Raw genomic sequence first — 22,445 nt, 5'->3', positions numbered from 1 at the left:
AAAAAGACATCTCACAGACGTGAGATGTCTTTTTGTCATACCGATTGTCTGTTATTTGCAAATTTCTTTGAGACGAAAGGATATAACAGCAAACCGACGAAAAACAGCCCGATACCGAGAATAAAGGTCGTTAAATCGGCCGTTCCGGTAATAATGACATAAAAAGAATAAATGCAAGCAAGGATGGCGATGATACCGTCTCTTACTCTTGAACCCTTTATCTCGTCATACGTTTCACCCGTAAAAATGAGCTTCAGGCTGTAAAACGCTGAAACGAGATACGGAATCAGATAAGCGAGCGTCGCCGCCGTCGTTAAAAACGTAAACGCGTCACTGATCGTCCGGGAAATAACTGAAAAGATAAAGATCTGTGACATCACGTTCGTTACGATTAACGACACAACTGGGCTGCCCTGTTTATTCGTTTTTGCAAAAGCAGCGGGAAAGTCTCCTGATTTCGCCGCTTGATACGGAACTTCAGAGCCGAGAAGAATCCATCCGAGCATCGTTCCGAACAGACACAAAATCGCCAGAATCGCCATGATGACGCTTCCCGCATTGCCGACGATCGCGTACAATACGTCAACAAACGGTTTTTCCGAGCCGACAAGCTTACCATGCGGAAGCACGCCCATCGTAATCAATGTCACGATGATATAGATGCCAAGCGCGATCAATAATCCGGTAATGGTGGCGCGTTTCACGTCGCGCTGCGAACGGGCGCGCCCGGATAAGATGACTGCCGATTCAATTCCGACGAACGCCCATAATGTTGAAATCGCCGCATTGTGGATCTGTCCGCCGATTCCCTCAACTGTGTGAGGACCTGTTTGAACCGGAAAATAAAAATGATCGAAAAACGACGTTTGAAACACAAATAAACCTGCAATGATAAAGAAGATAAATCCTAATACTTTTGAAAACGTCGTGACAAAATTTAATTTACTCGCACCGTTAATGCTGGTGACGAGAATCGTGTGAGTGCCCCATAATAAAACCGTACATACGGCAAACGTCAGCAGCTGGCCGAGCGTAACCGCCTGACCGCCGATCGAAAACATTTCACGCTTATCCGTTAAAATCGGGAAAAATGATGTTAAATATCCGGCAAGGCTCGTGATGATCGCCACGTTGCTGATCCAGCTCGCCACCCAGTAGCCCCAGACCATCGTGAAGCCCGCTGCATTCCCTTTTTTCCGATCGCTGAACAGCGCACGCGCATAGCTTTGCGGCCCCGCCGTCAGCTCAGGCTTGCGGATGGATAAGTGGCCGAAGACCAGCGCGATCATTAACACACCGGCTCCCGTTAAAAGCCATGCCGATGTGGCGCCGAACGGGCTCGCGATTTTTGCGAGCGTACTCGGAAGCGAAAAGATGCCCGAGCCTACCATATTTCCTACGACAAACGCCGTTAATAACCAAAAACCCCATTTTTTCGTCTGTTCCATTCCTGTACCTCCTGGTTGTTCATTCGTACGGACCAGACCCCGAGATCATATTTACACGCAAAAAAAGCCTGAACAAAAGTCCATGCTTAAAGAAACACACACACCCTTGATCTCCGGATAGCCCTCCGCGAAAAAGCACGCGGCAGTCCTGCACTTATTCAGATACAGTCCCAGCATAAAGAAGGATCGGCTTTCTTTACACTTCGGCGCTGATGCCTTTAACACATGTTTTGCGGCCCCTATCAGCCTGGCATGTGCGACTCATCATCAAGCGCAACCTCTACCTCACCGAGAAAGAGTGAGGATTTTTATCATTCAATTCTACTCAGAGGTTATCAGAGATAAAAAGATCTGTCAAAGGGAAAAATTAGATGGAAAACGGATAGAGCGTTCGCCCTACCCGTCTTATATGGTCAGCGGTTGTTTTTTTTCTTTTGAACAGCTTCTTGAAGCGGATCGTCTTTCAGAGCTGCACCGGCGTCTTCAAGCGCGCCTTGAATGACGTTTTTGTTTTTATCGCTGTTTTTTCCTTTTTCTTTGTTAAAGAAAGCCATCTGTATCACCTCTTTATCAAATATAGGTACACCTATAATGTGTCTTTTTCCGCGGCAGAATATGCGGAATCCCCGTCTCCTTCCTTTTGGCGGAACAGGTAAAGTTTGTTGATCAAACATGCATTCTCTTGATATATTTGTAATTCAGGGGATTTTGGCAAAAATAAAAAGGAGAAGCGAAAAATGACAGGAAAAACACACATCATGGGAGGCATCGCTTCTTGTTCCGCAATTGCGTATTATTACGGGTATGATCCGGTCCTTATGACCTCAGCGGGTGCCCTCGGGGCGCTGATTCCCGACATATGCCATACGAAAAGCAAAATCGGCAGAACGCTGCCCGTTCTGTCCAAAATCGTAAGCACGGTGTTCGGCCACAGAACGTTTACACACAGCCTGCTGTTTATGCTTATTATGTTTTTCATTACGGCAACCTATATTCCGAATCCGAGCATTTCCGCCGGACTGATGATCGGAATGGCGAGCCATCTTGTGCTTGACGCATGGACCGTCAACGGCATTAAACTGCTGTTTCCGTCCGCCATCCGCTTCCGTCTTCCCCTTTATATGAGAACGGGGAGTTTTTCGGAGCAGCTTGTGCTGGCCGGCTTAACGATTGTATCCTGCTATTATTTATACGAACTGGTTCACGGCCGTATCTCTTAAACAAAAAGCATCTTTCGCTTTTAGGGTGAGGAGTCATACATATGAAGAAAACCTTTTTCAGCAATCATCGGTTTTTATGCCTGTCCATCCTGTTCATGTGGATGAAAACCTATGCCGTTTATAAGCTCGGTTTTGATCTGCAGAACAATTCGGTTCTTGAGGAATGTCTGCTTCTCATTAATCCGCTGAGCTTCATTGTGCCGCTGTTCGGCATCGCCCTCTTGCTGACAGAAAAAAAACAGCGGATCTTTCTGCTTTCGGCAAATGTGATGCTGACGGGAATTTTAATCGCGAATACGGTGTTTTACGGGTTTTATATTGATTTTATCACCATACCGGTTTTGTTTCAGGCGAGCAATATGGGTGATATGGGAAGCAGCGTCCAAGAGCTGTTTCACCCGCTTTATATCGCTTTATTTTTGGATATTGCGGTTTTGTTTTACCTTGGTAAAAGGCATAAAGCCGATAAAGGGAAAGCCAGCACCCGTACCGTTAAAGCGTATGCGTGGGCATCAGCCGGCCTCATGCTGTGCAACCTTGCACTGTCTGAGGCCGAGCAGCCGAAGCTGTTCAAGCACCCTTTTGATCGTGAAGCGCTCGTAAAAGGAATCGGCCTGTTCCACTTTCATTTGTATGACACCATTTCGCAGACGCTGAATGCAGGGGCAAAAGCGTTTGCCGATGAAGACAGCCTTGCGGCGGTCGCGAATTACACTCAAGCCGACTACAGCAGGCCGTCCGAATCAAAGTTCGGGCTCGCAAAGGGGCGCAATGTGATTTTTGTTACGCTCGAATCAACACAGCGTTTTGTAATGGATGAGCGGGTCAACGGGCGGAAGATTACCCCGTTTTTAAATAAACTGCGGAAAAAAAGTTATGACTTCACTCATTTTTATCAGCAGACTGAACAGGGAAAAACCTCAGATTCAGAATTCATTACTGCGAATTCGCTGTATCCGTCTTCAAGCGGCGCCGTTTTTTTCACAAAAAGCGGCCACCGGTTCAATACGATGTACCATATGTTAAAAGACCGTCAATACTATTCAGCCGTTCTGCATGCCAATCATAAGGCCTTTTGGAACCGGGATGAGATGTACGGGGCATTCGGAATCGACCGTTTTTTCGACGCGGATGAATTTAAGGTGACACAGGAAAATTCAACAGGCTGGGGCCTGAAGGACAAGGAATTTCTCGAACAGTCAGCGGAAAAATTAAAGAAGCTTCCGCAGCCGTTTTACGCGAGCCTGCTGACTTTGACCAACCATTTTCCTTTTGAAATTGATAAACAGGATCAGCTCATTGAGGAACCGGACACAAGCAGCGAGTTATTAAACCGCTATGTGACGACGGTCCGCTATGAAGATGAGGCCCTGAAACACTTTTTCAAGAAGCTGAAAAAAGAAGGACTGTATGACAACGCGATGATCGTCCTGATGGGAGATCATTACGGTATATCCGAAGCCCATAATCAAGGACTTGCCGAATTCTTAGGGAAAGAGGAAATCACTCCGTTTGATACGGTTCAGCTTCAGCGCGTGCCGTTTATCATTCATATTCCAGGGGTGACCGACCGTGCGCCGGAAACGATTGCTTCCGCCGCGGGACAGGTTGATGTAAGACCGACGCTGCTTCACCTGCTCGGCATTGAAACGAAAGGCAGCATTCAGTTCGGCAATGATCTGTTTTCCGGAGAGCGGACCCCTTTTGCGGTGCTGAGAAACGGCAGCTTTATCACGGATGATCATATTTATACGAAAAATACGTGTTACAGCCGTAAAACGGGTGAACCGCTTTCTGACATGAGCGCGTGCAGCGATGAGAAAGAAAAAGCGGAACAAGAGCTGATGCTTTCCGATAAAATATTAAACGGCGACCTGCTGCGGTTTTATAAGCAATAAAAAAATCCCTCCGTTATATGGAGGGATTTTTCATGTTTCATATATAAGCCGTCCGGTCATTTTCGTATCATATCCGGATAATTGAGAAAGCTGAGACTTGAATTCCTCAGAATTAAGAATGTCCTGCACGCTTTGAACAAGCTCCCGGTTTTGTTTTAAGACGACCACATCGTACTGCTCACTGATCACCGGGATAAAGTCCGTGCCCGCCATATGCGCCGCATGCTGCGACCCGACTCCGATATCCGCCTTTCCGCTTGATACTTGTGAAGCCGCTGACAGATGATCCGTGACAATGTCATGATAGCCGGCGACATCAGACGGCGTAATGCCGAAAGATCTGAGCTGTTCATCCAGCAGCACCCTCGCGCCTGATCCTTTTTCGCGATTGACGATGCGGACATCTTTTCGGCTCATGTCCTGAAAACCCTGAATGTTCAGCGGATTACCTTTTTTCACATATAATCCGGCCTGCCGCAGCACGACATGAAAAAGCGCAAACGGCTCCCCTGAAAGAATGCGCTTCACGTACGGGATGTTATACTGCCCCGTCTCCCCATCGTATAAATGCAGACTGACGATGTCACAGGCCCCGCGGTACATCTCGATCAGGCTGTTCAAACTGCCGCTGTACTTGCGGAGCGGAGCCGCCTGTATTGTTTGTTCCAGCTGTTTGCTGAGGAGGTCCATCGACACATCCTGCCCGCTGATGATAACGGACTGCCTTTTTTCCGGCTCCCGCCCGCGGGACGGGTCAGGCGCTTCTGCTGCGGATGGCTTTTTTGACATTCTCATGTTTGCTTTATATTGTTTTAAGTCCTCTTCATCGACCCTCATCTGTCTTCCGACCCTGTACGCCGGAATGAGTCCTTTTTTTATCAAATCATATACTGTCAGTTTGGAGACCTTCAAAAGGCCCGCAACTTCTTCTATTGTATAGGAAGTGGCTTCCGTCATATTATCACGCTCCGTTTTTATTATAACTGTTCAGATATTGAAAAAAAACCGCACCATCACGTACAATTGCGTTATAATTAGTTTGATCTAATGATATTTAGCTATAAGGGGTGCACAATGTTGAAAAAGAAAGCGACACTACTCACAACTGCGGCTATGGCCGTTTTCCTTGCAACTGCGGGCTGCTCATCCGGACAATCGTCCAAAGGCGGACAAAACGAAAAAGTCACGCTGACCGTCTCTGCGGCAGCCAGCGCTCAGGATGCACTTGAAGAAATCCAGACCAACTACGAAAAATCTCATTCAAACGTAACCATTCAAGACAACTTCGGATCATCAGGCACATTGCAAAAACAAATTTCACAAGGCGCGGGAGCTGATTTATTCTTCTCGGCAGCCGAAGATAAATTCGAAAAGCTCGTTCATGACGGAGATATCGATAAAAAGGACAGCACGGATCTTTTGAAAAATGATCTCGTCATGATCGTGCCTGAGAAAAACAGCGCACACCTGACACATCTGAATGACCTGAAAAAAGACAGCACGGAAAAAATTGCGCTCGGCACGCCTGAATCCGTTCCGGCCGGACAATACGCCAAACAGTCATTGACGGCATTATCCCTGTGGGACAAGGTAAAAGATAAAGTCGTCTATGCAAAAGACGTTCGCCAGGTGCTTTCTTATGTTGAAACCGGAAATGTCGATGCCGGGCTTGTCTATAAAACAGACGCGCTGATTTCGAAAAAGGTGAAAATCACCGATGAAGCGCCGGCGAAAACGCACGATCCGATCGTTTATCCGCTCGGCATCGTCAAGGATACAAAGCACCGTAAAGAAGCAGAAGCGTTTTATCAGTATCTGCAGTCAGATGAAGCAATGAAAGTGTTTAAGAAATATGGATTTACTGCCAAGTAACATTACGGCTTCGGAATTTTTCACCCCAGTCGTATTGTCTTTTGAGGTGGCTTTGGCATCAGGCATCGCCGTCATCATTCTCGGGACGCTTGCCGGCGCCTGGATGGCGAAAGCGCGATTTCCCGGAAAAACGGCTGTGGAGACCCTGTTTATGCTCCCGCTCGTTCTTCCGCCTACCGTTGTCGGCTTCATTCTCATTATTATTTTCGGCAAACACAGCTTTATCGGCCGGGCGATTGAGCGGATTTTTCACCAGCCCGTCATTTTCACGTGGTCGGCCGCGGTGATCGCTTCGGCCATTGTCGCCTTCCCGCTTATGTATCAGTCCGCTAAAACGGGCTTCGCCGCGGTTGATGCCGACATCGAGGGAGCGGCGAAAGTAGACGGAGCCGGCAGGTGGCAGGTGTTCACCCGTATTTCCGTCCCGCTTGCCTTTCCCTCCCTCTTGACCGGAAGCATTCTCAGTATTGCACGTGCGCTAGGTGAATTCGGGGCGACTTTAATGTTTGCGGGAAATATTCCCGGTGTCACCCAAACGCTGCCGACAGCGATTTACGTCGCGATGGACTCCGGCAATGAAACACTCGCCTGGGTGTGGGTGATCTGTATTGTGATCATTTCTTTCCTGATGCTGTTTTTCATCCAATTGAAAAAACCCGCTTGACCGATCCGCCTTCCGCGCACCTTTCGCCGGGAGGCTTTTTGATTTAAAATCGGATGGTATATAATGAAACAAAAAACACACAAAGGGTGCGGCCATGAAGATTAATGTCATTATCGCGGATGATAATTCTTTCATCAGAGAAGGAATGAAAATCATTTTGCATACATATGAGGAATTTACTGTATCGGCAACGTTGGAAAACGGCCTGGAGGCGGCCGAGTATTGTAAACACAATCCCGTCGATATCGCCTTGCTGGACGTCCGCATGCCGGTGATGAACGGCGTCGAAGCCGCAAAACGGATCGCGGAGGAAACGGATACGAAGCCGATGATCCTGACGACATTTGACGACGATGAGTATATTTTAGAAGCGATTAAAAACGGCGCGAAAGGATATTTATTAAAAAACACCGAACCGGAACGGATACGCGATGCGATCAAAAGCGTTTTCAACGGACACAGCATTCTTCAGGACACCGTGCTGGATAAAATAAAAGACAGCCTTTTCCGGCCGGCGGAAGCCGCGCATCAGATTGATGAAAGCCAGTTTACTGAAAGAGAGCTCAGCATCATGTCGCTTATTGCGAAAGGACTGTCGAACAGGGAAATTTCAAAACAGCTTTTCATTTCTGAAGGGACGACGGCCAATTATATTTCATCTATTTTAGGAAAAACGGGGCTTGAGCACAGAACGCAGATCGCGATTTATTATATCACCGGGAAGGTGGATAACGGGCGTTGAACGGTATGGATTTTTGGATGCTGATGAGCAGACTGATCGCCATTTTTTATACGGCTTTTTTGTTCGTCTCGGCAGACCGCCCCTACACGCCGTACGCCGTCTTGTTTCTGCTGCTTTATCTGTCTTTGGGCATTGCGGTCTGCATGATCAGGCCGCCCGCTTGGAGGCGCGGGATCACCCTCATGTTGCTGGCATTGACCGCCTGGCTTTCCGCCTTAGGCCATCCGGCGTTTCTGTTTCTTTTACCGCCCGCCATTTTTGCGGTTCTTGCCGAATATCCGGTTCACCGCTATGTGTTCTGCCTGCTCGTATTTTTGCCGTTTTTATTTATCCCGTACGGCGACCTTCCGACTTATATCGTCATGACCTTGTTCTGCTTGGCGATATTCGTTTTGGCCGCCCGGTCCAGCGACCGGCTGAAAAAATATGAAGAGCAGTCAGACAACATGCGCTCAAGCATTGAAAAACTGACGAAACAGCTGCACAGCAGCACGGAATATATCAAACAATCGGAGTATACCGGCAAACTCGAAGAAAGAAACAGATTGTCCCAAGCCATCCATGACAAAATCGGCCATTCCATGACAGGCGCGCTCATTCAGATGGAAGCGGCGAAGCGGATGCTCGGCTCCCATCCGGACAAAGCGGCTGAACTGCTCCAAAACGCCATTACCATTTCCAAAGAGGGCATTGAGGATATCCGCATAACGCTGAAAAATATGAAACCGCCCGCTGAACAAATGGGCATTCACAGATTAAGAACGTTTATTGATGAATTTTCGGCCAAAAACGGGATGCCGGTTCCGTTTACGCATCAAGGCGATTTGGACAGGCTGACGCAAATGCATTGGAGAGTCATTCAGGAAAACGTAACCGAAGCCTTGACCAATGCAATGAAATACGCCGATGCCACGCAGATTTTCATTGATATCCATGTGCTGAATAAAGCCGTGAAAGCGGAAGTGAAAGATAACGGAAACGGCGCCGCCCGCTTTAAAAAAGGCCTCGGCATGCTCGGTATGGAAGAACGGGCGGCCGTCCTGCACGGAACCGTTATTTTTGACGGCACGGCCGGTTTTTCCGTCACGACATTGCTTCCGGTTGAATAAGTGAATGTTTTCATGTGAAAAATATGAAGATTCTCATGTCAAAGGAATGAACAGCTGCACTAACGGCCGTTCATTCTTTTTTTTATAATAAGAGCATCATAAGACATAGAGGTGGAAACATGAACATTTTGGAGCTCAAACAGCTGAGTAAGAAATTCGGTGATTATGCCGCCGTTGACCAGATGTCGCTTGCCGTAAAAGAAGGTGAGATTTTCGGGTTTCTCGGCGCAAACGGAGCCGGAAAAAGCACGACGATCAATATGATCTCAGGCCTTTTAAAACCTTCAGGCGGAGACATTCTGTTTCTCGGAAAAGATATTTTCAAATATAGCAAAGCAACGAAAATGAATATCGGCATCGTCCCTCAGGACCTCGCGATTTACGAAGAATTAAACGCCTATGAAAATGTGAAGTTCTTCGCCGGGCTGTACGGCCTGAGAGGGGCGGCTCTGAAAGAACGGGTCGAGGAGGCCCTGACATTCGTCGGCTTGAGCGATAAACACAAATATTTGCCGAAGCATTTTTCAGGCGGAATGAAGCGCCGGCTCAATATCGCCTGCGCTCTTGCCCACCGGCCGAAACTGATCATCATGGATGAACCGACGGTCGGCATTGACCCGCAATCAAGAAATTATATTCTGCAATCAGTGAAAAAGCTGAATGAAATGGGCTGCACGATCATCTACACGAGCCACTACATGGAGGAAGTGGAAGAAATATGCACGCGCATCGCCATCATCGACCACGGAAAGGTCATCGCAGAAGGCACAAAAGAACAGCTGACCTCCATCATTACCGACACGAAGGACGTCGTGATTGAGCTGTCATCCGGAAACGGCATCAGCCTCGGCGACATTCAGGAGCTGCCCGGCGTCAGAGCCGCCACACTGGAAGAAAACAGCGTGAAAATCAGCTCTGACACAGGGGTCAACAATTTAAACCGCCTGATCCGGTACTTCATGGACAAAGGAATTGAAATCCGCTCCTTGCAGGAACAGGCCCCTGACTTAGAAACGGTATTTCTCACGCTGACAGGCAGAAGCCTGCGCGACTGACCTCACTGAAAGGAGGATTGCAAATGAATATTCTGCACATCGCCGGGAAAGAAATCAAAATCAGTTTCCGCGACAGACGGACTTTTATTTTCATGCTTGCTTTTCCGATCGTCTTCATGCTGATTTTCACTGCGGCATTATCAAACGCCTTTGATTCAGAGGTGACGGTCGGAAACATCAAGGTGGTATATACGGACCAGTCAAACGGCCCTCTTTCTCATGATTTTACTGAGTTTATGAAAGCCGCCAAAAAAGAGCATGTCTATTTTCAAAAAGCGGACACGGAGGCAAAAGGCAAAAACGAGGTTCGAGAAAATCAGGCGGATGCTTTCGTCACTGTAAAAAACACCGGTTTTCAAGTCTTTACAAATGACCGGAGCGGCATAAACGGCACGATCGTCCAAGGCATGCTGACCGCTTTTACCAATCAATACAAAGCAGGCGCCGCCGCTTACAAGGCGCATAAGGCGCCTTCCGCCGGACAAATCAAAAGCGATTATATGAAGCAGACGTCTTTACACAAAGCGAAAGAACCGAAAGCGAAAGATTTTTACGCGATATCCATGACGACGATGATCGGGCTGTACGCCTCGATTTTTGCAAGCACCTTATTCCGCGGGGAAAGAATACGGCACACCGCAGATCGCCTGATCGCCGCCCCGCTCCGGAAAAGCGATATCTTTCTCGGAAAGATGCTCGGCATTTTGGCTGTGAATGTCCTGACGATTCTTGCCGTTGTCGCCTTCAGCAAATTTATCTTAAAAGCGAATTGGGGCAGCCACATGGGACTTGTGCTTTTGATTCTCGTTTCTGAAATTCTTTTGGCCGTCAGCTTCGGGCTCAGTCTGAGCTATTTGACCAGAAAACCCGAAAGCGCCAGATTAATCACCGTCATCATCGTTCAGGTGATGTCCATTATCGGCGGCGCCTATTACAAATATGAAGGCGGAGGAATTTCCGCCCTGTCGCCCTTATCCTGGATCAATAAGGCGATTAACAACATCATTTACGCAAATGATGTATCAGCGGCATGGCCTGCACTCGGTTTAAATACAGCATTGGCGGCACTCTTTTTGCTGATCGCTGCATTTACGTTTCAAAGACGGGAGGGACTGTAATATGAAAAACTTCTGGTGGCTGTTTGCGCACACTCTCAAAGGGATTACAAAAAGCAAAAAACAGCTCATTCTTTATATCGGGGCTCCGCTGATCGGCGTCTTCCTCTCCTTCATGACCAATGCCAACGGCGGAGCCGAAACGCTCAATATCGGCATTCTCAATCAAGACGGCGGAGAAGTGGCACAGGATACGGCCGCGTTTTTAAAAGGACTGGATCATGTGAAGATTTCGGAGGAAACAGCTGCGTCCGCCTCATCAAAAATCGCTTCAGGAAAAATGGAGGCGCTCATTACGTTTGAAAAAGGCTTCTCCCAAAGCGTAAAAGACGGGAAACCGTCTCACATCGGCATGACCTCGCTGAAAGGCGCCCAGGTCACCGGATATGTCAGCTCTTATTTGTACAATTATATGAACAGCATCGCCTCAATCGGCAAATCCTCCGGCGGAGACGCAAAGGCCTTTCAGGCGATGTACGCCGATTTCAAGCATTCTCCCATTCAAACGGAGTCCGCTGTTTTACAAGATACATCGAACCATAAAGAAATGACTTACTCAGTCATCGGGTATCTCATTATCATTATGCTCTATTCCGCCGGCAACCTGACGGAACTGATGATTAAAGAGCGGGAAAACAGGACATACTACAGGCTTCTGTCAACGCCGATCACATCAAAGCAGTATGTATTGGCGAACGCGGCGGTGAATATCATTATCATGGCCGTCCAAATTCTATTCGCCGTTCTCTTTATGGGCGCCGCTTTTCATATTCATCCGTCATTCCCGCTGTGGCAGCTGTTCATCCTGATGATGCTGTTTGCATTAAGCGCGATCGGGATCGCCTTTATTACCGTCGGTTTTTCCAACAGCAGCGCTTCGGCATCGGCGCTTTTGAATTTGATCGTCGTGCCGACATGCTTGCTGGCCGGCTGCTTCTTTCCGGGCAATATTATGCCGAAAACGGTGCAGACAATCGCCGAATTTCTGCCTCAGCGCTGGGTGCTCGATACTGTGGATCAATTGCAGCAAGGCCGCACGTTCCAAAGCCTGGTGCTGAACATCATCATTTTGGGAGCCTTCGCCGCCGCCCTGTTATTAATAGCCGCATACAGGTTCAGCGTAAAACGTCAGACACAGACATTTATGTAAAGAAAAACAGCCCCGTAAAGGGCTGTTTTTTCTTAGAACAGAAGCTCGTCCGGATTCGGGCCGACACGCTCGTCTTTGTTCAATGCGCTGATCTTTTCCATTTCTTCCTGTGACAGTTCGAAATCAAAAATATCGGCATTTTCTATGATGCGGTGCTCTTTAATCGATTTCGGAATGGTAACGACTTCGTTTTGAAGATCCCAGCGCAAAATCACTTGAGCAACCGATTTGTTATGTTTTTCCGCAATTTGTGACAGCACTTCGTTATCGAGAAGCTGTCCCTGCATCAATGGAGACCATGCTTCCACTTGAATGCCCTGCGCTTTGCAGAAATCTCTTACTTCTTTTTGAGTCAGGCGCGGGTGGAATTCAATCTGGTTGACCATCGGCTTGATTTCAGCATCTTTCAGCAGTTCTTCTAAATGATGCACTTGGAAGTTGCTGACGCCGATGGCGCGGATTTTGCCGTCTTTGTACAGCTTTTCAAGAGCGCGCCATGTGTCTTTATATTTATCCTTGCCCGGCCAGTGAATCAGGTACAGGTCGAGGTAATCGAGGCCGAGGCGCTCAAGGCTTTTCTCAAACGCGTCAAGTGTCGTTTCGTATCCTTGATCTTCATTCCACACTTTTGACGTGATGAACAGCTCTTCTCTGGCAACGCCCGCAGCTCTGATGCCTTCGCCGACACCCTCTTCATTTTTGTAAATAGCCGCCGTATCAATGCTGCGGTAGCCGTTTCTGATTGCCGCTTCGACGGAGTCCGCCGCTACGCTTCCGTTTTCCACCTTGAAGACGCCAAGGCCGAACCACGGCATTTCAACGCCATTATGAAGCTTTACAGTATCTTTTAAGCTTTTTGCCACGTTGAACCATCCTTTCTAGTCATTATGTAAACGGTTATTATTATCTCACATTTCCGCCGTAAGAAACCAATTATACGCTCATCGTTATCACAAAAACCATCTTTAGTGCCCAAGCACCACTTCCGTTATTATTTTCCTATTTTTCAAAAATTCCGGTTAACCGGTTAACTGTCCGGGTAAATCGCTACTGTAGCCACCACACAATTGAAGGAGGAAATCATATGAAACGTATGCGTATCCCGATGTCCGTTGCCCTTGGCGCCGCTTTGTCTCTGACTCCTCTGTCCTTTGTATCCGCAAAAGAAACCCCGGTCCCTCAAAACATGGCACAGCAATCATCAGATGTCTCAGCAAAAGATGTCGGATTAAACATTGACGTTGACCTGCTCGGCATCGGCAATTCGATTGCTGACGCGATTAAGTCGGCGCAAAACCGTGACGGCTTCGTCAAAAACTTAATGGAATCTTCATTCTACGCTTCCGGACAAAAATATAACGTCATGGTGTTTAATTTAAGCCAGGAATATGAAGATCATTTTAACGGTGTTCAGTTTTACGGTTCCGCCGTTTATGACGGCATCACGTACGGCATTTGGGTGTTTGAAGACGGAAGCTTCACCAATAAAGGTGATGGCGGCTGGATCAACTGGGCCTTCAGAGGCTGGTTTGACCGCGACGGCGATCACGTCGAATTCCATCGTCCGTAATCAAAAAAAGTCCGGCGACAGATGCCGGACTTTTTTGATTTATTCATCTCCGTCAAGCATGGCCGCTTCCACATCATTGATGTATTGGCGAAGCTCATGTGACATATCGCGGGAAATTTCCCGCTCTTCGAATAATGTTTGGATTTCGTTGCGGATGGCCTGCACGGCCCGCAGTTTGATTTCGAGTTTTTGATTTTCAAAACGGCGGCTTGGACTCTGTTCGTGATACGTGTGCCCCAGCCTGAAAATCAAGTGATTGTAAAAGGAAATGACGGCAAGCGTCACATCTTTATTTTCTTCAGTCATGTGTTTTTTCAGGCTTTCAATGGCCGCTTTTGCCGTTTTAACCCTTGTGGTGCGGATGAGGCCTTCTTCATTTAAAATTGACATTTCCGGCTTTTTTTGTTCACCGAAAAAGATCCAGTACATCAGGCGTTTCAGCTTTTTCTTAGATAAGCCGACTTTAAACGGGTTCGTATACAGCACTTCCAGTTCATCAAACCGTTCCTGAAGGCTGTCAGCCGTTTCTTCCGGTATGTCGCCCCGCTCAATCAGCCGCAGCAATTCTTCCTGTTCAGCCTGTATCCCTTGGGCGCGGACTTTCCGCTCATCTTTTTTCGTGCGGTTTTTGACGGTGAACTGCTGAAACCTGAGATTTTTCATTTTCTCATTGTATTCGGCAATGACCGCAAAAGAAGCCGTTTTGTTTGTCTCATTCATATTTTCTTTAATGGCGGTTAAGGCAGCTTTTATCAGCTTCCGTCTCGCTGTCAGCAATTTGACTTTCTTCTCTTTCACATTGTCTTCCGGCTTATCTGTCAAAATCGGCAGTACGATTGTCGCCAGCACCAATGTGCACATAATAACACCCGCGGCTAAAAAGAGAATCAAATTCCGTTCAGGAAACGGTGAGCCGTCAGAGAGCACGTAAGGAATGGAAAAGGAACCCGCAAGCGTGACCGCTCCCCTGACGCCTGAAACCGAAATCAGCAGGGTCGAGCGCAGGCCGGGTTTATAAATGCTCTGATCCTTGTTAAAAAACCACTTGCCGTTCCAAAAAAATAGCACCCACAAAAACCTGAGAATCATTAACGTCAGCGTAATGACGATAATGTACCCGATGACCATCATATTGTTAAACGCGGTATCATTAAAGATGACGGAAACCACATCCGGTATTTGCGCACCTAAAATAACGAAAACAAGACCGTTCAGAATGAACAAAATAATATTCCACGTACTTGAAGAGACGATTTGCAGTTTGACCATCGTTGATTCAAGACGGTCCTGCTCCACCGCATGCGTGATGCCGCCGGCCACAACAGCTAAAATGCCGGAAACGCCGATTTCTTCAGCCGCGAGATAGATGACGAACGGCGTCAGAATTTGAATCAGCATATGCATCGTGACATCCTGCATGCCGAGGCGGCGCAAAAACAGCCGGAAACGGATAATCAAAAAAGAAATGACGACACCGCTGAGTAAACCGCCGGCTGAAATCAGAACGAAACTGAAGGCGGCCTGCGCCAGCGAAAATGCGCCCGTCACGGCAGCCGCAATCGCAAATTTAAAAGCGACCAGGCCGGATGCGTCATTCATCAGTCCTTCTCCTTCAAGGAGACGCAGAATGCCTTTTGGCATCTTCACTCGCCCTGACAGCGCGCTGACCGCGACAACGTCAGTCGGTGACAGTATCGCCGCCAGCCCGAACGCGGCAGCCAGCGGGATGCTCGGAATCATCCAATGAATCGTGTAACCGCCGACAATCACCGTGGCAAACACGAGCCCGAGCGCAAGCAGCAGAATCGGCGCTCTTAAATTCCAAAGTTCCGCACGCGGCGTCCGTTTTCCATCGTTAAAAAGCAGCGGAGCGATAAACAAAACAAAAAACAATTCGGTATTCAGTTCAAAATGAAGCCCCTGCGGAAATGACGCCGCAATGATACCGAGCGCCACCTGAATCAGAGGCACTGGGATAAAGGGGACAAACCGATTTACGATATTTGAGATCGCGATGATGGTTAAAAGTACGAGTACGACTAAAAATATGTCCAAAGCATGACCTCCTTCATCTGCTGCATCATATCATTATTGCCTGTTCTCTGCCTTTGCCAAAGGCCGGAGCCGATGATCGGGCAGATTCAATATATTTTCCGCACGCAACCATTCTTCTTTTATTTTACCCGTTTTTATTTAAAATTTCTCATAACGTGCTCACGGCGAACTTTTTTTGCCTTCGGCTACATTTTTTCCAGAAAAAGAAAAAGCCTGTTTTCTCTGAAAACAGGCTTTTTCGCAAGCTGCGTCATCTGTTTCATGACGCGGTGCAGCGTTTATGCTGCTTAGTAAAGGATAGAGAACGCACCGTCAGTGTGTCTCTATCCTTGGTTTTAAGTGCTCATCTTATTCGTGAAAATTCGTGCCGTCTGTCGTCGCTTTAATGATGCCGGCGCGGATAACGAAATCGCCGAAGTGTTCGCCTTCCTCACGCTCTTTCGCGTAGCGCGGGAGAATGGTGCGAAGCTCATTCAGAATTTCCTCTTCACCGATATTTTCCCGGTACATTTTGCTCAAACGGCTGCCGTCAAACGCCGCTCCTAAATACATATTATATTTTCCGGGCGCCTTTCCGATAAATCCGATTTCGCCGAGCGCATGGCGGGCGCAGCCATTCGGGCACCCGGTCATACGGATGGTGATTTCTTCATCCCGCAGCCCGTTTTCGTCAACAATGTCTTCAATCTTATCAATCAATTTCGGCAGATAGCGCTCGGCTTCGGCCATGGCGAGCCCGCATGTCGGAAGCGCGACGCAAGCCATTGAACTGCGGCGGAGGGCGGAATGCTGCCGGCCGTCTGTCAGACCGTATTGTTCGATTAATGCGCTGATTTGTTTCTTTTTCTGGCTCGAGACATTACCGATAATCAGGTTTTGATTAGAGGTGAGACGGAAATCTCCCGTATGGACTTTGGCGATTTCACGTAATCCCGTCATCAGCTTATAATTCTCATAGTCCGTGACGCGGCCGCCTTCGATAAACATCGTAAAGTGCCATTTACCTTTTACACCCTTCACCCATCCGTAACGGTCGCCGTTATGGTCAAAATGATAAGGTTTCGCTTCATCAAGCTGCCAGCCGAGGCGGTTTTCCAGCTCGGCTTTTACGTTTTCCAGCCCGAGACGGTCAACAGTGTACTTGAATCTGGCATTCTTTCTGACGGAACGGTTTCCGTAATCGCGCTGAATCGTAATGGTTTTTTCCGCTACATCATACAGCTGCTCCGGTTTGCAGAAGCCGATGACTTTTGAAAGCTGCGGATAAGTGGCCGTATCGCCGTGCGTCATTCCCATACCGCCGCCGATTGCAACGTTGAATCCGATAAGACGGCCTTCCTCCACGATGGCAATGAAGCCGAGATCTTGAGAAAAGACATCGATATCATTGGACGGAGGCACGGCGATTCCGATTTTGAATTTCCGCGGCAGGTACAGCGGCCCGTACATCGGTTCCGTTTCCGTGTCAGGAGTGCCCGCTACACGTTCCTCATCAAGCCAGATTTCATGATAGGCTCTCGTGCGCGGAAGAAGGTCATCGCTCAATTTCTTCGACCATTCGTATACTTCCGCATGAATTTCAGACTGGTGCGGATTTGAAGCGCACATGACGTTTCGGTTGACATCTCCGCAGGCCGCAATGGTATCAAGCAGCGCCGCATTGATTTTCTGAATCGTTTTTTTCATGTTCCATTTTAAAATTCCGTGCATTTGGAACGTTTCACGCGTTGTCAGCTTCAATGTATTGTTTCCGTATTTTTGCGCCAGTTCATCCATGACAAGCCATTGTTCCGGAGTTGACACGCCGCCTGGCATCCGAACGCGCAGCATGAACTGATAAGCCGGTTCAAGCTTTTGTTTTTGACGTTCATTACGGAGATCGCGGTCATCCTGCAAGTAGCTTCCGTGATGCTTCATCAGCCGGTTGTCATCGTCCGGGATGCCGGCTGAAATCCGGTCGAGCATGACTTCTTTCAATGTGCCGCGCAAATAATCACTTTTTTCTTTAATTTCCTCAACATCACTTGGAGGGCCTTCCGGCGCTTTTAAAATGTTGTTCACCATGCTGAATATGCTCCTTTCAAACCAAAATCAATATACGTCACGCTGATAGCGTTTTTTCTGCTGCATGTCTGCCAGGAAGCTTTCCGCTTTTTCACGGCTCATGCCGCCTTCTTCCTGAATGATATCGAGAAGCGCCTGGTGCACGTCATGCGCCATATGCTGTTCATCACCGCAGATGTATACGGCGGCTCCCTGCTGCAGCCATTCATAAAGCTCTTTGCTTTGTTCTTTCATGCGGTGCTGCACATATACTTTTTCCTCCGAATCCCGGGAAAAAGCGACGTCCATTTTTGTGAGAACACCGTTTTGCAGCCATTTTTGCCATTCCGTCTGGTACAGAAAATCAGTGACAAAGTGCTGATCCCCGAAAAACAGCCATGTTTTCCCTTCAGCTCCGGTTTCTTCACGCTCCTGCATAAAGGAACGGAACGGCGCGATGCCTGTCCCCGGCCCGACCATAATGACCGGTGTATCCGGATTGTCCGGCAGCTTGAAGTTTTGGTTGTGCTGAATGTAAATCGGAAGCGTATCTCCCGGCTGGAGTCTTTCCGCACACAGAATGCTGCAGACGCCTTTTCGTTCTCTGCCGTGCGCGTCATATCTGACCGCTCCGATTGTCAGATGCACCTCTTCCGGATTCGCTTCTAAACTGCTTGCGATCGAATAGAGCCGGGCCGGCATTTTACGCAGGATGGAAAGAAAGTCTTCCGCTGTCGCTTCCCACGGCCCGAAATCCCGGACGAGATCAAGCAGATCACGGCCGTTGATGTACGCTTTCAGCTGCTCTTCGTTTCCTTCGGCCAAAAGTTCACTCAGCTTTTGGTCAGCCGTAAACTGTGCGGCCTTTTGCAGGAACGGTTTTGTTAAGACGGTTATTTCAAAATGAGAAGTAAGCGCATCTTTCAGCGGGAGGCGCTCTCCTTGTTTATTCACCGCCACTTCCTGTTTTGGGTCCCATTTCAGCTCATTGATCAGCTCATCAACGAGCGCCGGATCATTTTCCGGATAGATGCCGAGGCTGTCTCCGGGCTGATACGCGAGGCCCGACCCTTCAAGCGAAAGCTCGAGATGGCGTGTTTCTTTATTCGAACCGCGTCCGTTCAGATTGATGTTCTCAAGAACCTCCGCCCGAAACGGGTTCGTTCTGGAATAAACGGATTCACCGAGAGCCGGCGTCTCGGCAGGCGCTTCGGCTGTTTGATTTCCCGCTCCTTCGTTCAAACCGCCGATGACCGCGTCAAGCCATTCAGAAAACGGCTCATCATAATCAAGATCGCAATCAACCCGCGGCGCAAGCTGGGTGCCGCCGAGCTCTTGAAGACGCTCGTCAAACTCTTTGCCGGTCTGGCAGAAAAATTCATACGAGCTGTCCCCGAGCGCCAAAACGGAGTAACGGAGCGCTTCAAGCTTCGGCGCGCGTCTGCCGTGAAGAAATTCATGAAAGGCCAGCGCGTTATCCGGCGGATCGCCTTCTCCGTGCGTGCTCACCACGATCAATAAATTGTTTACTTTTTTCAGATTATTCAGCTTAAAATCGTTCATCGATGCGACGGTGACCTGGAATCCCCGTTCCTCAAGCGTCTTTACCGTCTGTTTCGCAAGACCTTCCGCATTTCCCGTTTGCGATCCGTATAATACGGTCACTTCTTTCGAGACTGCCGGGCTTTCTGCAGGAGCCGGAGCAGCGGGTGCGGCTGTTTCACCGGATTCGGACCGGGCCGCAGCCAAATAACCGCTCAGCCAGATTTTCTGTGATTCTGTCAAGGTCGGCAGAAGGCGGTTAAGGAGCTCTGCCTGCTCCTGATTAAACGGACTGTTCATGACCTGAAGTTGCAACGATATCCACCTCACAAGGAATTAAACGTAACGTACGTTATTTCTATAGGAATTGTCAAAATAATATTCTAATTGAAACTTTACCGAAAGTTTGTATGTAAGTAAAATATATAATCATGATGACAATGATTAAGATTCCTAATGATAAAAAGCCCTTTGCACTTGGCAAAGGGCTTACACGAATAAGCCGGCGGGCACTTCTTTTATAAAAGGAGAGGGTTCTCCCGGAGACAAAACGGTCAGATGATGCATCGCCCGCGTACAGGCCGTATATAACAGCTTACGGTCATGTTCGCTTTTGTACTGGACAGCAGAGGCGTCAGCGGCAATGACGGCGTCAAACTCAATGCCTTTTGCCAAATAAACGGGAATGACGCATACCCCTTTTTGAAAAGGCTGGTTTTCTTTATTGATCAAGCGGACACCGCTCTCGGCGCTGACTGCCTGAAACACTTTTTTGGCTTCCGCGGCCGTTTTGCAGATGACGGCGACCGTCTCCCAGCCTTTTTGTCTGAGCTCCCGGATTGTATCCGCCAATTGTTCCTGCCGCGCATTTTCTGTATCCGTCCGCAAAACACGCGGTTTTTCCCCGTTCCGGTTAAAAGGCTCAATGTCATCGCCGTCAGCCAGCAGCGCTTTCGTAAATTCAACAATCTGCCGCGTCGATCTGTAAGTCCGCTTCAGGCTGACATACTTTTCTGCACCATTGCGAAAGCAGCCGGCGAGGGAAGAAGGGCCCGTAATGGTGTGGGCATAAATCGACTGGCTGACATCACCGAGCACCGTCATCTTTGCCGCCGGGAAGATGCTTTGAATATACGTGAGCTGAAACGGGGAATAATCCTGAGCTTCATCAATGAAGACGTGCTTCATTTGTGTGTTTTTTCTTTTTCCTTCTAACAGATCCTGCAAATACAGATACGGAGCGGCATCTTCATACGGAAGTGACCGTTCTGCAAATGCGTTTCTGGTCAAAGCGCCGATGCTCTCCCAATGATCGGGCTTTTCATCAGCTCCCCAATCTGAAAACAGCCGGAGATACATCCGTTTTATATCGAGAAAGCCGAGCCGTCTGACGGCCTGCTTAATCGGTTTAAAGGCTTTGCCGACAATAATGGCGCCAAGCAGCCGCTGTTCGCGCTGATGGTCGTCAAATGCAGGTTCATCATCTGCCGCCTGCTTCTTGAGTGTTTGATAAACCTCAGCATAGTCTTCCTTATCAAGCAGCTCGCTCTCCTGCAAGACCCATTCCTTTTTACGCTCCTTTTTTTCGAGAGCGCTGATTTCCGCGAGAAGCCATTCCGCTGTCAGCTCCGCTCTGTTCGGAATCGGCAGCTGCTGATCAAGCGAATAAAAATAGGCTTCAATCCGCTCTTTTGAAATCAGGATGTCTCCCCGGAAGCTGATCTGTTTACACATCAGGCCCGAGCCGGAAAGCGAGCCGGCATAGCGGTCAATCATGGCCTGGAAAGCTGATGACGCTTTGTAAGCAATGGCTGCGAGCCTTACGGAAAGTGCGTCCTGATTTTGTTCAGTCAGGCAATATTCAAGCTGCTCGTACGGGCTTTCACAATCAAACTTTCGTCCGAGCCGGCGGATGATATATTCCTGAAAGGTGGCCTGCTCCATATTCTCTTCTCCCAATTCCGGCAATACGGCGGAAACATAACTGTTGAACAAAATGTTCGGGGAAAACAATACAATCTGACGGGCATCAAGCACCCCGCGACCGCGGTACAGCAAGTAAGCGGCCCGCTGAAGCGCCGCGGATGTTTTCCCGCTTCCGGCGGCTCCCTGAACGATGAGATATTTGCTTTTTTCATCCCGGATGATTTCGTTCTGTTCTTTTTGGATGGTTGACACGATGTTTTTCATATGCTGTCCGGAATGGCCGCTCAGCACCTCTTGCAGCATTTCGTCACCAATCGTCATATCCGTGTTAAACATCGCTTTAAGCGTCCCGTTTTTAATGATAAACTGCCGCTTCAGTGTGATGTCTCCTTCTATCGTTTCTTCGGGAACTTCATAGCGGGCTTTTCCCGGGGAATATTGATAGTAAAGAGATGAGATGGGCGCGCGCCAATCATAAATGAGAAATTGCTCGTTGTTTTCATCCATCAAAGAAGTCAGCCCGATATAAATCCGCTCGGAAGAGGACTCCCCTTTTTCCGTAAAATCGACACGGCCGAAGTAAGGAGAGGTTTTCAGCTTTTGGATTTTTTGAAGCTGCCGGTATTGAAGCCGATGCGTCCGTTCACGTTCTGAAAGCATTTCCGCCTGCTGTTTAATGCTTGAAAATGTCTCAGCCGCTTCATGGGCATCATCCATATTCACGGTGACATCATCCCAAAACGTTTTTCTCAGGCCGACAATATCCTGCTTCAATCCGCCCGATGAGGCTTCAAGATGAGTTTGTTTCTGTTCCAGTTCCTTCATGACAAAATTGATTCTTTCCTGCTCTTCTTTCCACTCTTTATCACGTTTTGCCATCAGCGGCACCTCCGACATCAAGCTGACAAATCCGGCTTTCATCATACAAACATATATGCAACATATTATTCAGCATTATGGTCAAATACCCTTTTTCTTATCATATCGGGCGTCTTTTTTTATCAGAAGCCGTTATGCAAAAAAAACCGATTTCGTT

18 protein-coding genes and 1 riboswitch are annotated in these 22,445 nt (G+C 48.3%); of the genes, 10 read left to right on the top strand and 8 right to left on the bottom strand.

The genetic code is table 11. From position 1 onward, the window contains the following. Positions 1–35 precede the first annotated feature (35 nt). Together BZ167_RS13615 and sspJ are read right to left on the bottom strand one after the other, a co-directional pair. Positions 36–1,448 carry an amino acid permease gene (locus BZ167_RS13615; protein WP_007410036.1) on the bottom strand — a complete coding sequence of 471 codons (1,413 nt, stop codon included), beginning with the start codon at positions 1,446–1,448 and terminating at the stop codon, positions 36–38. A gap of 110 nt (positions 1,449–1,558) precedes the next feature. Continuing rightward, positions 1,559–1,739: riboswitch (Lysine riboswitch) on the bottom strand. Positions 1,740–1,861: 122 nt separating this feature from the next. Then, positions 1,862–2,002 carry a small acid-soluble spore protein SspJ gene (sspJ, locus tag BZ167_RS13605; protein WP_007410034.1) on the bottom strand — a complete coding sequence of 47 codons (141 nt, stop codon included), beginning with the start codon at positions 2,000–2,002 and terminating at the stop codon, positions 1,862–1,864. Positions 2,003–2,185: 183 nt separating this feature from the next. On the opposite strand from sspJ, the gene BZ167_RS13600 reads away from it, so the two are divergent. Together BZ167_RS13600 and BZ167_RS13595 are read left to right on the top strand one after the other, a co-directional pair. Beyond that, positions 2,186–2,668, top strand: coding sequence for a metal-dependent hydrolase (locus BZ167_RS13600; protein WP_003151759.1), 483 nt, complete (start codon positions 2,186–2,188; stop codon positions 2,666–2,668). Between the two features lie 41 nt (positions 2,669–2,709). Then, complete coding sequence (locus tag BZ167_RS13595; RefSeq protein WP_015418198.1) at positions 2,710–4,566, top strand: LTA synthase family protein; 1,857 nt, start codon at positions 2,710–2,712, stop codon at positions 4,564–4,566. Between the two features lie 30 nt (positions 4,567–4,596). On the opposite strand, the gene BZ167_RS13590 is transcribed toward BZ167_RS13595, so the two are convergent. Beyond that, positions 4,597–5,523 (bottom strand): substrate-binding domain-containing protein, encoded by a 927-nt coding sequence (locus tag BZ167_RS13590; protein WP_007410031.1) that lies wholly within the window; start codon positions 5,521–5,523, stop codon positions 4,597–4,599. 117 nt (positions 5,524–5,640) lie between these two features. Here BZ167_RS13590 and modA point away from each other — a divergent pair, with 117 nt between their 5' ends. From modA to BZ167_RS13555, 7 genes are all read left to right on the top strand, one after another. Continuing rightward, positions 5,641–6,438 carry a molybdate ABC transporter substrate-binding protein gene (gene modA / locus BZ167_RS13585; RefSeq protein ID WP_031378355.1) on the top strand — a complete coding sequence of 266 codons (798 nt, stop codon included), beginning with the start codon at positions 5,641–5,643 and terminating at the stop codon, positions 6,436–6,438. Beyond that, positions 6,419–7,102: a molybdate ABC transporter permease subunit gene (modB, locus tag BZ167_RS13580; RefSeq protein WP_014305804.1), complete on the top strand. Its 684-nt coding sequence runs from the start codon at positions 6,419–6,421 to the stop codon at positions 7,100–7,102. Before modA ends, modB begins: the two co-directional genes overlap by 20 nt. Before the next feature lie 94 nt (positions 7,103–7,196). Continuing rightward, entirely contained in the window at positions 7,197–7,844 is a 648-nt protein-coding gene (locus BZ167_RS13575) for a response regulator transcription factor (RefSeq protein ID WP_007410028.1), read from the top strand. A 5-nt stretch (positions 7,845–7,849) separates the two neighbouring features. Beyond that, positions 7,850–8,953, top strand: coding sequence for a sensor histidine kinase (locus BZ167_RS13570; RefSeq protein ID WP_061890958.1), 1,104 nt, complete (start codon positions 7,850–7,852; stop codon positions 8,951–8,953). A 119-nt stretch (positions 8,954–9,072) separates the two neighbouring features. Next, positions 9,073–10,008: an ABC transporter ATP-binding protein gene (locus BZ167_RS13565; RefSeq protein ID WP_020956334.1), complete on the top strand. Its 936-nt coding sequence runs from the start codon at positions 9,073–9,075 to the stop codon at positions 10,006–10,008. Positions 10,009–10,031: 23 nt separating this feature from the next. Further along, positions 10,032–11,126, top strand: coding sequence for an ABC transporter permease (locus BZ167_RS13560; protein ID WP_053574087.1), 1,095 nt, complete (start codon positions 10,032–10,034; stop codon positions 11,124–11,126). Position 11,127: 1 nt separating this feature from the next. Continuing rightward, positions 11,128–12,273 carry an ABC transporter permease gene (locus tag BZ167_RS13555; RefSeq protein ID WP_061860867.1) on the top strand — a complete coding sequence of 382 codons (1,146 nt, stop codon included), beginning with the start codon at positions 11,128–11,130 and terminating at the stop codon, positions 12,271–12,273. A 32-nt stretch (positions 12,274–12,305) separates the two neighbouring features. Here the strand turns inward: BZ167_RS13555 and BZ167_RS13550 are convergent, their stop codons facing one another. Beyond that, the gene (locus tag BZ167_RS13550; RefSeq protein WP_007410023.1) at positions 12,306–13,136 is read right to left on the bottom strand and encodes an aldo/keto reductase; all 831 of its coding nucleotides are present in this window, start codon (positions 13,134–13,136) and stop codon (positions 12,306–12,308) included. Positions 13,137–13,357: 221 nt separating this feature from the next. Between BZ167_RS13550 and BZ167_RS13545 the strand changes: the two genes are divergently transcribed. After that, complete coding sequence (locus BZ167_RS13545) at positions 13,358–13,843, top strand: hypothetical protein (protein WP_007613741.1); 486 nt, start codon at positions 13,358–13,360, stop codon at positions 13,841–13,843. 39 nt (positions 13,844–13,882) lie between these two features. Here the strand turns inward: BZ167_RS13545 and BZ167_RS13540 are convergent, their stop codons facing one another. From BZ167_RS13540 to helD, 4 genes are all read right to left on the bottom strand, one after another. Then, the gene (locus BZ167_RS13540; RefSeq protein ID WP_017418924.1) at positions 13,883–15,898 is read right to left on the bottom strand and encodes a Na+/H+ antiporter; all 2,016 of its coding nucleotides are present in this window, start codon (positions 15,896–15,898) and stop codon (positions 13,883–13,885) included. A gap of 348 nt (positions 15,899–16,246) precedes the next feature. Beyond that, positions 16,247–17,962, bottom strand: a complete 1,716-nt coding sequence (gene cysI, locus BZ167_RS13530; RefSeq protein WP_003151735.1) for an assimilatory sulfite reductase (NADPH) hemoprotein subunit — start codon at positions 17,960–17,962, stop codon at positions 16,247–16,249. Positions 17,963–17,989: 27 nt separating this feature from the next. Beyond that, on the bottom strand, positions 17,990–19,798 hold the full coding sequence (locus tag BZ167_RS13525; protein ID WP_042635485.1) for an assimilatory sulfite reductase (NADPH) flavoprotein subunit: 1,809 nt from the start codon (positions 19,796–19,798) through the stop codon (positions 17,990–17,992). Between the two features lie 174 nt (positions 19,799–19,972). Next, on the bottom strand, positions 19,973–22,288 hold the full coding sequence (gene helD / locus BZ167_RS13520; protein ID WP_077392109.1) for an RNA polymerase recycling motor HelD: 2,316 nt from the start codon (positions 22,286–22,288) through the stop codon (positions 19,973–19,975). Positions 22,289–22,445 lie beyond the last annotated feature (157 nt).

Origin of the sequence: Bacillus sp. 275 (genome assembly GCF_001999205.1) — a bacterium.
Taxonomy (GTDB): domain Bacteria; phylum Bacillota; class Bacilli; order Bacillales; family Bacillaceae; genus Bacillus; species Bacillus velezensis.
This window is presented reverse-complemented; position numbering and strand designations above follow the sequence as displayed.

Coding starts and splice junctions, on each gene's coding strand:
- BZ167_RS13615 (WP_007410036.1), bottom strand. CDS start 1,448: ATGGAACAGACGAAAAAATGGGGTTTTTGGTTATTAACGGCGTTTGTC.
- sspJ (WP_007410034.1), bottom strand. CDS start 2,002: ATGGCTTTCTTTAACAAAGAAAAAGGAAAAAACAGCGATAAAAACAAA.
- BZ167_RS13600 (WP_003151759.1), top strand. CDS start 2,186: ATGACAGGAAAAACACACATCATGGGAGGCATCGCTTCTTGTTCCGCA.
- BZ167_RS13595 (WP_015418198.1), top strand. CDS start 2,710: ATGAAGAAAACCTTTTTCAGCAATCATCGGTTTTTATGCCTGTCCATC.
- BZ167_RS13590 (WP_007410031.1), bottom strand. CDS start 5,523: ATGACGGAAGCCACTTCCTATACAATAGAAGAAGTTGCGGGCCTTTTG.
- modA (WP_031378355.1), top strand. CDS start 5,641: ATGTTGAAAAAGAAAGCGACACTACTCACAACTGCGGCTATGGCCGTT.
- modB (WP_014305804.1), top strand. CDS start 6,419: ATGGATTTACTGCCAAGTAACATTACGGCTTCGGAATTTTTCACCCCA.
- BZ167_RS13575 (WP_007410028.1), top strand. CDS start 7,197: ATGAAGATTAATGTCATTATCGCGGATGATAATTCTTTCATCAGAGAA.
- BZ167_RS13570 (WP_061890958.1), top strand. CDS start 7,850: ATGGATTTTTGGATGCTGATGAGCAGACTGATCGCCATTTTTTATACG.
- BZ167_RS13565 (WP_020956334.1), top strand. CDS start 9,073: ATGAACATTTTGGAGCTCAAACAGCTGAGTAAGAAATTCGGTGATTAT.
- BZ167_RS13560 (WP_053574087.1), top strand. CDS start 10,032: ATGAATATTCTGCACATCGCCGGGAAAGAAATCAAAATCAGTTTCCGC.
- BZ167_RS13555 (WP_061860867.1), top strand. CDS start 11,128: ATGAAAAACTTCTGGTGGCTGTTTGCGCACACTCTCAAAGGGATTACA.
- BZ167_RS13545 (WP_007613741.1), top strand. CDS start 13,358: ATGAAACGTATGCGTATCCCGATGTCCGTTGCCCTTGGCGCCGCTTTG.
- cysI (WP_003151735.1), bottom strand. CDS start 17,962: ATGGTGAACAACATTTTAAAAGCGCCGGAAGGCCCTCCAAGTGATGTT.
- helD (WP_077392109.1), bottom strand. CDS start 22,288: ATGGCAAAACGTGATAAAGAGTGGAAAGAAGAGCAGGAAAGAATCAAT.